This is a genomic window from Bradyrhizobium sp. Ce-3 (genome assembly GCF_022835695.1).
GTDB lineage: Bacteria > Pseudomonadota > Alphaproteobacteria > Rhizobiales > Xanthobacteraceae > Bradyrhizobium.
The window spans coordinates 186,255-199,345 of record NZ_BQUV01000001.1; the positions used below are offsets into that span (position 1 = coordinate 186,255).

At 66.0% G+C, this 13,091-nt stretch carries 15 protein-coding genes; 6 read left to right on the plus strand and 9 right to left on the minus strand.

Annotation, left to right across the window (positions count from 1 at the left end):
* Positions 1-1,329 (minus strand): dicarboxylate/amino acid:cation symporter, encoded by a 1,329-nt coding sequence (locus BRSPCE3_RS01005; protein ID WP_244063586.1) that lies wholly within the window; start codon positions 1,327-1,329, stop codon positions 1-3.
* 142 nt (positions 1,330-1,471) lie between these two features.
* On the opposite strand from BRSPCE3_RS01005, the gene BRSPCE3_RS01010 reads away from it, so the two are divergent.
* The gene (locus BRSPCE3_RS01010) at positions 1,472-1,630 is read left to right on the plus strand and encodes a DUF5993 family protein (protein ID WP_212014459.1); all 159 of its coding nucleotides are present in this window, start codon (positions 1,472-1,474) and stop codon (positions 1,628-1,630) included.
* A gap of 8 nt (positions 1,631-1,638) precedes the next feature.
* Positions 1,639-2,184, plus strand: coding sequence for a disulfide bond formation protein B (locus tag BRSPCE3_RS01015; protein ID WP_244063587.1), 546 nt, complete (start codon positions 1,639-1,641; stop codon positions 2,182-2,184).
* A 15-nt stretch (positions 2,185-2,199) separates the two neighbouring features.
* Here BRSPCE3_RS01015 and BRSPCE3_RS01020 read toward each other — a convergent pair whose 3' ends face one another.
* Positions 2,200-2,904, minus strand: a complete 705-nt coding sequence (locus tag BRSPCE3_RS01020; protein ID WP_244063588.1) for a glutathione S-transferase family protein — start codon at positions 2,902-2,904, stop codon at positions 2,200-2,202.
* A gap of 95 nt (positions 2,905-2,999) precedes the next feature.
* Here BRSPCE3_RS01020 and BRSPCE3_RS01025 point away from each other — a divergent pair, with 95 nt between their 5' ends.
* Positions 3,000-3,881 carry an SDR family oxidoreductase gene (locus BRSPCE3_RS01025; protein WP_244063589.1) on the plus strand — a complete coding sequence of 294 codons (882 nt, stop codon included), beginning with the start codon at positions 3,000-3,002 and terminating at the stop codon, positions 3,879-3,881.
* A 31-nt stretch (positions 3,882-3,912) separates the two neighbouring features.
* On the opposite strand, the gene BRSPCE3_RS01030 is transcribed toward BRSPCE3_RS01025, so the two are convergent.
* Both BRSPCE3_RS01030 and BRSPCE3_RS01035 read right to left on the minus strand, forming a co-directional pair.
* The gene (locus BRSPCE3_RS01030; RefSeq protein WP_244063590.1) at positions 3,913-4,257 is read right to left on the minus strand and encodes a Lin0512 family protein; all 345 of its coding nucleotides are present in this window, start codon (positions 4,255-4,257) and stop codon (positions 3,913-3,915) included.
* 63 nt (positions 4,258-4,320) lie between these two features.
* Complete coding sequence (locus BRSPCE3_RS01035; RefSeq protein ID WP_244063592.1) at positions 4,321-5,544, minus strand: CynX/NimT family MFS transporter; 1,224 nt, start codon at positions 5,542-5,544, stop codon at positions 4,321-4,323.
* A 97-nt stretch (positions 5,545-5,641) separates the two neighbouring features.
* On the opposite strand from BRSPCE3_RS01035, the gene BRSPCE3_RS01040 reads away from it, so the two are divergent.
* A complete protein-coding gene (locus tag BRSPCE3_RS01040; protein ID WP_244063594.1) occupies positions 5,642-6,583 on the plus strand; it encodes a LysR family transcriptional regulator in 942 nt (313 codons plus the stop codon).
* A 171-nt stretch (positions 6,584-6,754) separates the two neighbouring features.
* Positions 6,755-8,668 carry a right-handed parallel beta-helix repeat-containing protein gene (locus BRSPCE3_RS01045; RefSeq protein ID WP_244063596.1) on the plus strand — a complete coding sequence of 638 codons (1,914 nt, stop codon included), beginning with the start codon at positions 6,755-6,757 and terminating at the stop codon, positions 8,666-8,668.
* A gap of 44 nt (positions 8,669-8,712) precedes the next feature.
* Here BRSPCE3_RS01045 and BRSPCE3_RS01050 read toward each other — a convergent pair whose 3' ends face one another.
* The 3 genes from BRSPCE3_RS01050 to BRSPCE3_RS01060 form a co-directional block, all read right to left on the minus strand.
* A complete protein-coding gene (locus tag BRSPCE3_RS01050) occupies positions 8,713-9,408 on the minus strand; it encodes a GNAT family N-acetyltransferase (protein WP_244063597.1) in 696 nt (231 codons plus the stop codon).
* Positions 9,409-9,532: 124 nt separating this feature from the next.
* On the minus strand, positions 9,533-10,180 hold the full coding sequence (locus tag BRSPCE3_RS01055) for an O-methyltransferase (protein ID WP_244063600.1): 648 nt from the start codon (positions 10,178-10,180) through the stop codon (positions 9,533-9,535).
* Between the two features lie 23 nt (positions 10,181-10,203).
* Positions 10,204-10,836 (minus strand): PadR family transcriptional regulator, encoded by a 633-nt coding sequence (locus tag BRSPCE3_RS01060; RefSeq protein ID WP_244063602.1) that lies wholly within the window; start codon positions 10,834-10,836, stop codon positions 10,204-10,206.
* Between the two features lie 187 nt (positions 10,837-11,023).
* Here BRSPCE3_RS01060 and BRSPCE3_RS01065 point away from each other — a divergent pair, with 187 nt between their 5' ends.
* Entirely contained in the window at positions 11,024-11,377 is a 354-nt protein-coding gene (locus BRSPCE3_RS01065; protein ID WP_244063604.1) for an MmcQ/YjbR family DNA-binding protein, read from the plus strand.
* 10 nt (positions 11,378-11,387) lie between these two features.
* Here the strand turns inward: BRSPCE3_RS01065 and BRSPCE3_RS01070 are convergent, their stop codons facing one another.
* Positions 11,388-11,957: a histidine phosphatase family protein gene (locus BRSPCE3_RS01070; RefSeq protein WP_244063606.1), complete on the minus strand. Its 570-nt coding sequence runs from the start codon at positions 11,955-11,957 to the stop codon at positions 11,388-11,390.
* An 87-nt stretch (positions 11,958-12,044) separates the two neighbouring features.
* Complete coding sequence (locus tag BRSPCE3_RS01075; RefSeq protein WP_244063608.1) at positions 12,045-13,010, minus strand: GlxA family transcriptional regulator; 966 nt, start codon at positions 13,008-13,010, stop codon at positions 12,045-12,047.
* Between the last annotated feature and the right edge of the window lie 81 nt (positions 13,011-13,091).

Sequence of the window (13,091 nt, forward strand, 5' to 3'; positions counted from 1 at the left end):
CTAGCCCGTTCCACCCGGCTCCAGCGCCTCGCCGAGCTGGATCGGATGCGCCATGGTTTCGTGCAACGCATCCTTGTCGAGCTCGCCCTCGGACAGGCTGATCACGACGCAGGCGACACCGTTGCCGACCAGATTGGTCAGCGCGCGGCACTCGCTCATGAACTTGTCGATGCCGACCAGGATCGCAATCGACTGGATCGGAATATCGGGCACGATCGACAGCGTCGCCGCGAGCGTGATGAAGCCGGCGCCGGTGACGCCGGAGGCGCCTTTCGAGGTGATCATCGCGATGCCGAGAATGCCGAGCTCCTGCCAGATCGTCAGATGGGTGTTGGTGGCCTGCGCCAGGAACAGCGTCGCCAGCGTCATGTAGATATTGGTGCCGTCGAGATTGAAGCTGTAGCCGGTCGGCACCACGAGGCCGACCACGGAGCGCGAGGCGCCGAGATGCTCCATCTTCTGGATCAACTGCGGCAACACCGTTTCCGACGACGAGGTGCCGAGCACGATCAGGAGCTCGTCCTTGATATAGGCGATGAAACGGATGATCGAGAAACCAGCAAGCCGCGCGATCGCGCCCAGCACGATCAGCACGAACAGGATGCTGGTGAGATAGAAGGTGGCGATCAACGCGGCCAGGTTGGCGAGCGAACCGAGGCCGTAGGCGCCGACCGTGAACGCCATCGCGCCGAACGCGCCGATCGGTGCAACGCGGACGATGATGCGGATGATGCCGAAGAACATCTTGGCCGCCTTGTCGATCGCCGCCGAGATCGGCTCGCCGGCCGGGCCCATCAGCGCGATGGCAAACCCCGACAGGATCGAGATCAGCAGCACCTGCAACAGGTCGCCGCGTGCCACCGCACCAAGATAGCTGTCCGGGATGATCGCCATCAGATGGGCGACGATGCCCTGCTCCTTGGCCTGCGTGACATACGTCGCGACCGACTTCGGATCAATCGTCGACGGATCGATGTTGAAGCCTCGGCCCGGTTGCAGCAATTCGCCGACGAGAAGGCCGAATGCGAGCGCGACCGTGGACACCGCCTCGAAATAGATCAGGGTCTTCAACCCGACCCGCCCGACACGCTTGAGATCACCCATCGAGGAGATGCCGTGGACCACGGTGCAGAAGATCACCGGCGCGATCATCATCTTGATCAGCGCGATGAAGCCGTCGCCGAGCGGCTTCAATGCCTTGCCGAGATCGGGGTAGAAATGCCCGATCAGGACCCCCGCGAAGATTGCGATCAGCACCTGGACGTAAAGGATCTTGTACCAGGGCTGATGCGTGTGACGGGCGGCGGGCTTGATCGCGTCTGTGGTCATGAGGTGCCCCGGGCTGGAAGTGACTCGACTGGTGATGCCATCTTGGCGGAGCCGCGCGCAAGCGACAATGGCCATTCGCGCTCGCTGCGGGCGCACACGAATCTGTCATAGACTGCGGCCAGCTCGCATCCGGAGGCTGAGGATGGAATTCACCGCATTGTTTCTTGCCATCACCATCGCCATGCTGGTGGCCTGGCGCGGCCCGCGCCCGGTCGCCATCGGCTTGTTCGCGGTGATCCTGGTTGCGTGCATCGCAACCCTGCTGCATCACGCCACCGACCGTCTCACGCTGTCGTTCTGAGGCCGGCCATGACCGACACCCGGGCTGTGACCCTCAATGCGCTGGCGCTTTACGGCCTCGCGCTGCTGCTGGCGGCGGCCTTCGCGGCGCAGCTGGTGCTGCACGAGCTGCCCTGCCCGCTGTGCTTGCTGCAGCGCATCCTTTTCGCCCTGCTGGCGATCGGACCGATCCTGAACATCCGCTTCGGACCGCGGCCGAGCCATTATGCCTTGTCGCTTTTGACGGCCATCGTCGGCGCATCGGCCTCGACCCGACAGTTGCTGCTGCACATCCTTCCCGGCGACACCGGCTACGGCTCGGCGCTGCTGGGCTATCACTATTACACTTGGGCGCTGATCGGCTTCATTGCCGCGATCGTGCTGCTCGCGGCCATGCTGCTGTTCGACCGCCAGTTCGATCACCGCACGGCACAAGTCACCGCGCCCGGCAAGTTCGCGCAAGCTGCGGTGTGGCTGGTGATCGGGCTGACGGCGCTGAACGCGCTCTCCACCCTGCTCGAGTGCGGCTTTGCCGCCTGCGCCGACAATCCGCTCGTCTATGAGCTGCTGAAGTAGACCGCTCAGGGCCGCTTAAGGCCTTCTGGGGATGTTCAACCCGCGCTCCACGGCCGGGCGCTTCAGCCCACGCTCGAGCCAGGCGGCGACGTGCGTAAACTGGTCGAACCCGACGAGCTCGCGCGCGCCGTAGAAGCCGATCAGATTGCGCACCCAGCCGAGCATCGAGATGTCGGCGATGGTGTATTCGTCGTCCATGAACCATTGCCGCCCGGCAAGATGCGTCTCCATCACGCCGAGCAGGCGCGCGGATTCGGCGACATAGCGCTGCAACGGCCGCTTGTCCTCATAATCCTTGCCGGCGAATTTGTGGAAGAAGCCGACCTGGCCGAACATCGGTCCGATGCCACCCATCTGGAACTGGACCCACTGGATGGTCTGGTAGCGGCGCGCCGCATCCGCCGGCAACAGCTTGCCGGTCTTCTCGGCGAGATATTGCAGGATCGCGCCGGATTCGAACAAGGCCAGCGGCTTGCCGCCGGGACCGTTGGGATCGAGGATCGCCGGAATCTTGCCGTTCGGATTGAGCGACAGGAACTCGGGCGTCTTCTGGTCGTCCTTGTTGAAGTCGACGAGATGGACCTCGTAGGGCAGTCCGATCTCCTCGAGCATGATCGAGACCTTGACGCCGTTCGGCGTCGGCAGCGAATAGAGCTGCAGGCGGTCCGGATGCTGTGCAGGCCAACGCTTGGTGATGGGAAAGGCGGACAGGTCGGTCATATCAGACATTCTCTGCAGGGTTGTTGCTTTGCAGGGTTGTTGTTGGACGGCTAATGTACGGAGCTCATTGAAAGCCGCAAGGTCTGCAACCGGCCATGAACGATCCAGAGCACGATCAACAGACAGCCGCAAAGCTCGGCCTCTCCGACGACGAGCTCGCGGAACATCCGACGGTGTTCGCGGCTGATGCGCTGGCCGGTCAGGTGGCCGTGGTATCCGGCGGCGCCGGCGGCATCGGCCGCGCCATCGCCTGGCTGTTTGCCCGGCTCGGCGCCCATGTCGTCGTGCTCGGTCGCAACGCCGACAAACTCGATGCGCTGGTCGATCATCTCGGCCAACGCGGCCTGAAAGGCTCCGCGCATGTCGCCGACATCAGGGATCCCGACGCGGTCAACGCGATGTTCGACGCGCTGTGGACCGCGCACGACCGTATCGATCATCTCGTCAACAGCGCCGGCGGCCAGTTCCCGCAAGCCGCGATCGATTTCTCGATCAAGGGCTGGAACGCGGTCATCAACACCAACCTCAACGGCACCTGGTACATGATGCAGGCCGCGGCGCAGCGCTGGCGCGACCGCAAGCATCCCGGCAGCATCGTCAACATCGTCGTGGTCACGACGCACGGCCTCTACGGCATCGCGCACACGATCGCGGCGCGCGCCGGGGTGATCGGGCTGTCGCGCGCGCTCGCGGTCGAGTGGGCGCCGCTCGACATCCGCATCAATTGCATCGCGCCAGGTGCGATCGAGACCGAGGGCTGGAACGTCTACAGCGAGGCGGCGCGCGCCGCCTATCCGCGCTCCAATCCGATGATGCGCCCGGGCACGCCCTGGGACATCGCGGAAGCCGCCGCCTATCTCGCCGCGCCTTCCGGAAAATTCATCACCGGCGAGACGCTGACCGTCGACGGCGGCGGCCAGCATTGGGGCGAGACCTGGACCACCGGCAAGCCCGACCATTTCAAGGGCGGCGAATAACGTCCTCATACCTCGCCTGCCGCACCCTGCATCACTTGCCGTCGTCGAAGCTGACGATCACGGCAGCGTTCGCGATCAGGATCGGGTCGTTGCCGAGATCGGAGGGGATTTCGAGCCCGCCAGCGACCGCCTTCACGGTCTTGGTGCCATAGGGCAGTTCCTTGGCGACCGCTGCGGTATCGACCTCCTCGGGATTCGGCACGGCGATCGTGACGTCGACGAACATGTCGTTGGCGGTCTTGCCGAGCATGCGGAAGAAGCCGAGGCTGGAGTGGCGGATCGCATCCGAGACCGCGCGCTTGGCGGCCTTGGTGGCGTCGCGGCCGTGAACGTCGACGCCCATGCCCATTTCGGTGATACAGCGCACGCGTGTCATGAAACTTTCCTGTTGTCGTTGGCGTGAGAGACCATCCCTCCTTCGACCGCCGCGTGGGCGGCGTCAAGCCGGGTCGCTCGCCTCGCTGACGCGCTTGTGATCGCCGCGCGCCAGCATCCATGCCGCGAGACCGGCAAGGATCGCCGCCGCAACCACCATTACACTGGCCGCGCCCCACCCCCATGCCGAGACCACGGTGCCGACCGCGATCGGTCCGGTCACCTGGCCGAAATTGCTGCCGGTCATCAGGAGGCCCATCATGACCGGCACCATCGCCGCCGAACCCGCCGCCGCGGGCGCGGTCGCGAGCAGTGTTGCCGGAATCAGGCCGCCGGTCGCCGAGAACAGCAGGCACAGCCAGAATGCTCCCCAGCCGCCGAGCACCGGCAGGAAGATTCCGAGCGCCGACGCGCCCATCAGCAAGGCCGCCACGGCGATCAACACGGTGCGGCTCGCGCCGCGTGCCAGCAGATGGCCGGCGGCGAGATTGCCGACGACGTTGCCCACCGCCGCCAATGCACTGAGGCCGCCGGCGCCCTGGCTGGAAACGCCGAGCCGCTCGGTCAAAAGGATCGGCAGGAAGCTGAACAGCGCAAAGAACATCAGGCTGTAGAGCGCAAACAGCACCATCAGCAGCGCCGGCGTGCCGCGCCGCGCGAGCCTGCTGGCTTCCTGCATCAGGTTCACCTGCGCCGGGCCGGTCCGCGATGCCACCTCAGGCACGACGACGCCGGCAAGGACGAACAGCACGGCGACAAAGGCCGCGCTAGCCCACCAGATCGCGCGCCAGCCGCCGAACATCGGTCCGGCAAGCAGCGCCAGCGCGATCCCGAACGGCATCACGCAGCTCCACACCGCCATGGTGACGTCGCGCGCGCTGATATCGACGACACGATCGAGCAAAGCGGGGGCTGCGACCATCACCAGCAGGAAGCCGAGCCCTTCGAGCAGACGCGATGCGAGCAGCACCGCAAGCTGCGGCGCGAGCGCGCCCGAAGCGGCACCGAGCGCAATGGCCGCAAGGCCGCACAGCAGCACCCGGCGCGCGCCAACCGCGGCGATCACGACGCCGGCCGGTACGCTGCCGATCAGCCCCAGCACCGCGAAGATGCCGGCGACGGTTCCGACCGCGGCGAGATCGATGCCGAGGTTTTGCTGCAGCATCGAGGCGGCGATCGGCACCTTGCCGACCTGCAGGGCGGCGCCGATCCCACAGCCGATCACGACGACGACCGTCGCCCATCGTTTCGCCTCGCTCTGCTGCACCACGGCCGTCTCGATCGTCATGCGTCCACTCCGCCCGGATCAAGGCATCAGAAATAGCGTTTCCCGGTCATCGACAGGAGTGATATGTTTTGCATTCATTTGATCGATATCATAGATCATGCTCGATAACCTCACGCTCGATCAGATCCGCGTCTTTGTCGCCATTGCCGAGAGCGGCAGCTTTCGTGCCGCCGCGACCCGGCTGGCGCGGGTGCAATCCGCGGTCAGTCACGCCATCGCCAATCTCGAGGCCGAACTCGGCCTGATGCTGTTCGACCGTTCCGGCCATCGGCCGGCGCTGACGGCGGAGGGCAACGCGCTGCTCGGCAACGCGCGCGACCTCCTGCTCCGCGTCGACGCGATGCGGGCACGCGCCCACGGCCTTGGCGAGGGAGTGGAGTCGGAACTCGCGCTGGTCGTCGACACGCTGTTTCCGATCGCCGCCGTCGGCGCGGCGCTGACCGAGATGCGCGCGGCCTATCCGTCCGTGAGCGTGCGGCTCGCGGTCGAACCGATGGGCGGGCCGATCGCCGCCCTGACCGAACGGCGCAGCGCGCTCGCCGTCACGGTCGGCGAAGATTTTCGCGATCCGCGCCTCGCGCTCGACGCGATCTGCGCCGTGCAGATGGTCGCGGTCGCCTCCGCAAGCCATCCGCTCGCGCGCCGCGGCCGCAAGAGCGTCGCCGACCTCGCCGATCATCTACAGATCGTGCTGTCGGATCCGACGCCGCTGTCGGAAGGCCGCAGCTTCGGCGTGCTCTCGCCGCAGATCTGCAGGGTGAGCAATCAGGACACCAAGCACGCCATGATCCTGGCCGGGCTCGGCTGGGGCCGGCTGCCGCTCTGGCAGGTGACGCGCGACCTCAAGGAGCACCGCCTGGTGCGCCTCGAAACCGGCGCGCTCGGCCGCAACGCGGCACTCGCGATGGAGGCTTATCTCGCCCGCCGGCTCGACGAGCCGCTCGGTCCTGCCGCACGCGCGTTTGCCGATGCACTGACGCGGATCGCCGCTGGCACGCACGCGCCGACGATCAGAGCGAAAGCGGCGAAGAAACGCTGAAATGCGACGCGCGCCCGCCCGTGCGGCAGCCGTTCGCAAGCGCCTCAATCCTCGATCTCGCATCACGACGTCGAGAGGCCCCACATCTTCTGCCCGCCGTTTCGCTGCGGTTCATCTCCGCGGCCGGATAGTGCGCGCGACTGACCCCGGTCTCGCAAGGAACCGTGCACCATGCCGATCAGCCGCCGGCGAGCACTGACGCTTGCCTCGCTTCTTGTGGCGACCCCGCTGCTCGGCAGCGAAAGCCGCGCCGAGCCGGCGCCGGTAATCGGCGCGGCGACCTTCGACATGGCCGCTTTCACGGCCAGCTCCGGAGGCGATGCCGACGCCGCCTTTGCCAAGGCGCTGGCTGCCGTGGCCAAGGCAGCGGCTGAGGCGAGCAAGGCGGGACCGGTCCATATCGTTCTCAATCTGGAGAAGAATGCCAGCTACCGGATCAAGCGGCCGCTCGCATTCCGGCAGTTGCATGGCTTCGAGCTCAGCGGAAACGGCGCGCAGCTGATCAACACGGCACGCAGCGGGACCTTCGTGATCTCCGGCTGCAACCGCCTCACCATCCGCGATCTCACCATCGACTACGATCCGCTTCCATTCACCCAGGGAACGATCACGGCCTTCGACAAGCAGGCGGTCGACATCACGGTGAAGGTCGACCCCGGCTATCCCGATGACGCCGCGCTGCTGGCCGCCTGTACGAATGGCTTCTTCAAGGTAATGGACCGCCGCAACCGGGCGCTGAAGACGGGCGCCCGCGACTTCCTCTCAGTGACCCGTGCCACGCGCCTCGGCGACGGCCTGATCAAGGTGCAGTTGCAGTGGAGCGCGAACGATCGTTTCCCGAGCCAGCTGCCGATCATGGTCGGTGACGTCGTCACCATCGCAGCCAGCGGTACGCACGCCGTCGCGGTCGACTCCAGCGTTGCCACCAGCCTGATCGATCTGAAGCTCCTGGCCTCGCCGGGCATGGGCATCATCGAGAACGGCGGCGACGGCTCGATGATGCTGCAAAAGGTCTCGGTCGTTCCCGGCCCCCGGCCGAAAGACGCCGCGACCGACCGGCTGATCTCGACCAACTCCGACGGCTCGCATTTCACCGCGGTCGCGCGCGGTCCGACCCTGGAGGATTGCAGTTTCGCCAACACTTCCGACGATGCCGTCAACGTGCACGGCTTCTACTATTACGTCGTGGCGAAGACCGCGCCGCGGCGGTTTCTGCTCAGCCCGAAATGGGATATCGGCCTTGTGGCGGGCGACGATATCGAGAGCTGCGACCACGCGACGTTCCGCTCGCTCGGACGCGGCAAGGTCGCGCAATTGACCAAGCGCCACGCGCCCGAGCTGAAGGCAAAGATCGCCCAGCTCTGGAAGAACAGGAGCCCGACCACCCAGCCGGACCTGATCTACGACGTGCTCTTGCAGCAGGACCTGCCGCTCAAGACCGGCGATGCCGTCACCTCGCTAACCCATATCGGGTCCGGCGCGACCGTGCTGCGCTGCAGTTTCCACGCCTGCGGCCGCGTGCTGATGAAAGCGCCGAACGCCATCGTCGAGAACTGCCAGTTCACATTCTCGACTGGCGTCGCGCTACAGGCGGGCAGCGACATCGGCTTCTGGTCGGAATCCGGATTTGCCGACAACCTCGTATTCCGCAACAACCGCTTCAGCCACTGCGTCAACGGCGCCAATGAGCTGACCGGCGGCAGCGGCACGCTCGGCACCATCTATGTCGGGATGGTGTCGCCGGAGGGCGCCAAGGGATTTCCGGACAATTTCCAGAATCGCCGCGTCATCATCGAAGGCAATCACATCGACGATTCCTACATCTACGCGATCTTCGTCAGCAATGCCGAGGGCGTCAGGATCGCCGACAATGCAATCGGTCAGACGTTCGTGCGCGGCAATGCGTTCGGGGCCGGTGAGTTCTTCCACATCAAGCCCGACAGCGCGATCTTCGTCGGCCGCGCCAGGAATGTCGAGATCAGCAACAACACAGCCGCGCGCGGCCGGATCGCGACCAATGCCGTCGCGATCGATCCAAGCTGCGACGCGCGCACGGTGCATCTCTCAGGCAACCGGCTGGCCTGAGCGGACGTGACGCTCGGCTCGGTTCGTCATCCCGAGCCTCCGCCCTACTCCTGCTTCTGCAGCACCGTGATGTGCAGACGGCGGCGGATTGCCATGCCCTGGCGCCGGTAGAGCGCGATCGCCGAGACGTTGCTGGTGAAGACGTGCAGGAATGGAAGTTCGCCGCGCGCCACGATCTGGCCGGCGACCGCCGACAGCAGCGCTTGCGCATAGCCGCGGCCGCGGTGGTCCGGATGCACGCAGACCGCGGTCATCTCGGTATAATTGCCCGGCTTCATCCGTTCCCCGGTCATCGCGACCAGTTCGCCACCGACACGAATGCCGAGGAAGGTGCCGAGTTCATGGGTTCGCGCGCTGAACGGTCCGGGTTTTGTCAGCTCCGTCAGCGCCATCATCTCGGGAACGTCGGCGGCGCCGAGCCTGACGATCTCGACGCCCGGCAGAGAAAACTCTGCCGGCGTGCCGATCATCTGCTCGCCGGTCTCCGCCAGCAGCACCTTGAAGTCAGGCGGCACCGGAACAGGATCGGGCGTGAACAGCACCGCGATCTCAGGTCCCGACAGCAGCGCGCCGAGCGCGGCAAAGCTGCCCGGCGACATGTCGACCATGTCGGCGAAGGGCGCGATCGCGACCGGAAAGCGCCTAGCATCGGCCCCCCCTTGTGCGAGGTCCCGCTGCCGCGTGGTCAGCGCGCCCCAGATCGGGCGATCGAGTGGATGAATGGGCGGACCTTCGGACATTCGGCGCTTCGCTCCTGATTTTTCCGGAGCAGAGCAAGAAGCCGCGGCGAAATCCAGCACGGCGTGATGTGGTTGCGGCTCACAATCACGCCAGCGGGATCTCCGTCTCCGGTCGGAGCGGCCCTTACGCCACCTTGAGGCAGAGCTCGGTACCACCCTTGAGCGGCAGCGTGATCGACACGAAGCCGTTCTGGGGATCGCGCACGAACTCCAGAAAATCCGCCTCGGCATTGTCGTTCATGACATAGCCGCCGACGCGAAGCTGCGGAGCGACGATCTCGATCACCTGGCGCGCCAGCGTCGGTCCCTTGTCGCCCGGCCAGCCGTCGATCAGGATGAAGTCGACGGGACCGCCGAGATCGCGCAGCGTCTTGCGGGCATCGCCCTCGCGGATTTCGGCGTAATCGGCGAGGCCGGCCTCGGCGAGATTGCGCTTCGCCGTTGCGACCTTCGCCGGCACGATCTCCGATCCGATCACCGTGCCCCCGCCATTGTCGCGCATCGCGGCCGCGAAATACAGCGTCGACATCCCGACAGACGTCGCGAACTCAGCGACGCGCCTGGCACGCAGGCCGCGGCACAGCAGATAGATCAATTCACCCTGCTCCGGATGGATCGAGAAGCCCTGCTCGGCATAGTCCTGCGGGTCCCGGCTCATCGGCGGATTGCCGCGCAGGCCCCGGGCCGGACTGGGGCGCGTGACCTGGAGGCGCGCGATGACGGTGGCAACGCGGGCGTCGGTGATCGCGCTGTGCGGTTCGGCGTTGTACATGAAAGGTCTCGCTTTCGACTGGGTCATTGCTGGAGGATTTCTGCCGCAGCGCGGTCCAGTATCTTCGCGATCCGCCGCGCCTCGGCGGCATCGCAGCCGCGCTTCTGGCGCAGCGCGCTCTTCAGCGCATGACGTGCGCGGTGCACGTCGTCGGACGCGTCGCCATCGAGATCGCTGACGCCGGCGAAGGCCTCGCGCACCTCTTCCATGCGGCGGCCGATCCGCGACAGTGCTTCGAGAATGGTATCGGCGGTGGCGCGGTTCTCGCCGAGATGCGCCTTGCCCTGCTCGGTGATGCTGTAGAGCTTGCGCGCCGCGTCCTGGGTGACGCTGGCATGGCCGATCTCCTCGAGGAAGGTCAGGGCCGGATAGATCACGCCCGGGCTCGGGCTGTAGAAGCCGTCCGACCGCTCCTCGATTTTCTTGATCAGCTCATAGCCGTGCGCCGGCTGCTCGCCGAGCAGCGCTAGGATCACGAGTTGCAGATCCTGCGACGAAAGCCGCCGCGATCCGGGAAAATCGCCGCCGCCACCGCGCCCGAAGAAGCCAGGGCCGCCGCGGCCGAAGCGAGGACCGCCCCGGCCGTGCCGGCCCATGGCGAAGAAGCCAAACCGGAAACCGTCATCGTCACGGTCGCGAAACATCGATCGTCTCATTGTCCATTTCCTTACTGAAAACATATCTTACGATATATCTCTAGATGGAACTGCGACAACCCACATTTTCGTGAGGCTCAGGGACGAGCGGCGACCGACGCCACTCCGGAACAGGGCGGCATACGTCGGGCTTGCCCGTCTTCGCGCTGCTGGCTTATGGCTCTGAGGCCCTCCAGCCCTCCGTCTCATGCGCCCAAAAACCTTCGAAGCTCATTGCCTGCGCCTGCCCGCCGCCACCAAGGTGGTGCAATGGGAGGGCACGTCGGTGTTCAAGGTCGGCGGCAAGATGTTCGCACTGGCCGGCGGCTACATCGAGAGCACCGGCGGCTTCATGTTCAAGACCTCGAACATGGCCTACGAGTTGCTGATCGAGCAGGGCCTGGCGCGGCCGGCGCCGTATCTGGCGCGCGCCAAATGGGTGCAGCTGATCGGCAACGACGCCCTGCCCGACCCCGAGCTCAAGGCCTATCTCGACCAGGCACATGCGCTGATCGCCGGAAAGCTGACGCGGAAGTCGCGCAAGGCGCTTGGGTTCGATTGAGCCGCGCGGCTCAGCTGCTCCCCAGCGGCTTGTCGGAATCACCCGACAGCAATTTCGGGAACAGCTCCTTGAAGGCGAACTTGTCGTCGCCCTTGGCGCGGTCGAAGCGCAGCACGACGTCGAAGCGGTTGCCCTCCCACTTGGTCGGCGGCTTGCCCTTGCTGACCGGGATCAGCGGCAGGATGTCGGAGATGATCGCCTTGTGCTCCCAGCACAGCAGCACGACGCCCTTCAGCGCCAGCACCGCAGGCACCAGCCGCGGCTCATCACCCTTGCCAAAGCTTTCGTTCGGGGCCAGGCCGCGACGCGCGGCGAGCGCCGAGATGGTCTCGGCCGGACGGCTCGACGGCGGTTGATTGGGCGTGCTGCCGGGCGTCGCAGCATAGATCGCATCGGGCTTGGCATAGTCGCCGCCGGTGAGATCGGTGCCGAACAACGCGGTCCAGGCGCCGGCACGTTCCCAGCCGCGCAGTACCAGCGACTCGGTATCGGAAACACCGTCCGCGGTGAAGCCCGGTCCCGGCCAGCCATCATCAGGTTTCTCGGCATGACGGATGATGAAGAGCGTGAGCGCGTCCATGGGCGGCCTCTCCGGACAGGATATTGGGGATACGGTGTCGGCGACGTCGATCCTAGCTCCGATACAGCCTCTGGTTGATGAACGACATCACAATTTGCGAAAACTTGAGCGGTACTGCGCCGGCGACACACCGAGCCGTTCGGTGAACACGATGCGCATCCGGTCGGCCGAGCCGAAGCCGCAGTCGAACGCGACCGCCTTCAGCGGCCGGTCCGAGCCCTCGAGCAGCCGGCGCGCGGCGTCGACCCGGGCGCGCTCGACGAACTCGTGCGGCGTGATGCCGGTCTCCTGCGCGAAGGCGCGGCCGAAATTGCGCACGCTCATGCCGACGGCATCGGCCAGCGATTGCAGCGTGTGGCGCTCGCCGACATGCTGCATGACATGGGCCTGCGCGCGCGCGATCGGCGAATCCTCGTCGACCGGCGCGGTGAGATAGGGACTGAACTGCGATTGCCCGCCCTGGCGCTGCGCCACCACGACCAGCCGCTTGGCCACCGCGACCGCCACCTGCGGCCCATGACGCTCGGCGACCAGCGCCAGGCCGAGATCGATGCCCGCGGTGACGCCGGCCGAGGTCATCAGTCTGCCGTCACGGATATAGATCCGGTCGAAGATCACCTCGGCAGCCGGAAAGCACGCCGCCAGACGCTGCGCATTCTGCCAGTGGGTCGTCACCTTGTGGCCGTCGAGCAGCCCGGCATGGCCGAGCGCGAAGGCGCCGGTGCAGATCGAACCGTAGAGCTCGGCGCGCGCAGGCGCTCCGCGCAGCCAGTGCGTCAGCGCCGGATCCGGCCCGGCATCGGGCAATGCCGGCCCGCCGGCAACGAGCAGGATGTCGAACTTCTCCTTCGCCTCATCGAAACTGAGATCGGCCGAAATCTTCATGCCGTTCGATGCGCGCAGCGGTTCGCGGCTGGCGCCGACCAGCACCGTCTCATAGCCGTCGCCGTCGGCGACAAAGCCGTTGGTTTCCGCGAACACGTCGACGGGACCGGCGACGTCCAGCGCCTGAACCCCTTCGTGAATCGCGATCGCGACTTTCTGAACCGCCATGCCTTCTCCCTGCCCGCTGGCGCGAAACGACGTCTGGTTGGCCCGATCCGGCGGCGCGCGATCGTTGCGGGATCAGGCCAG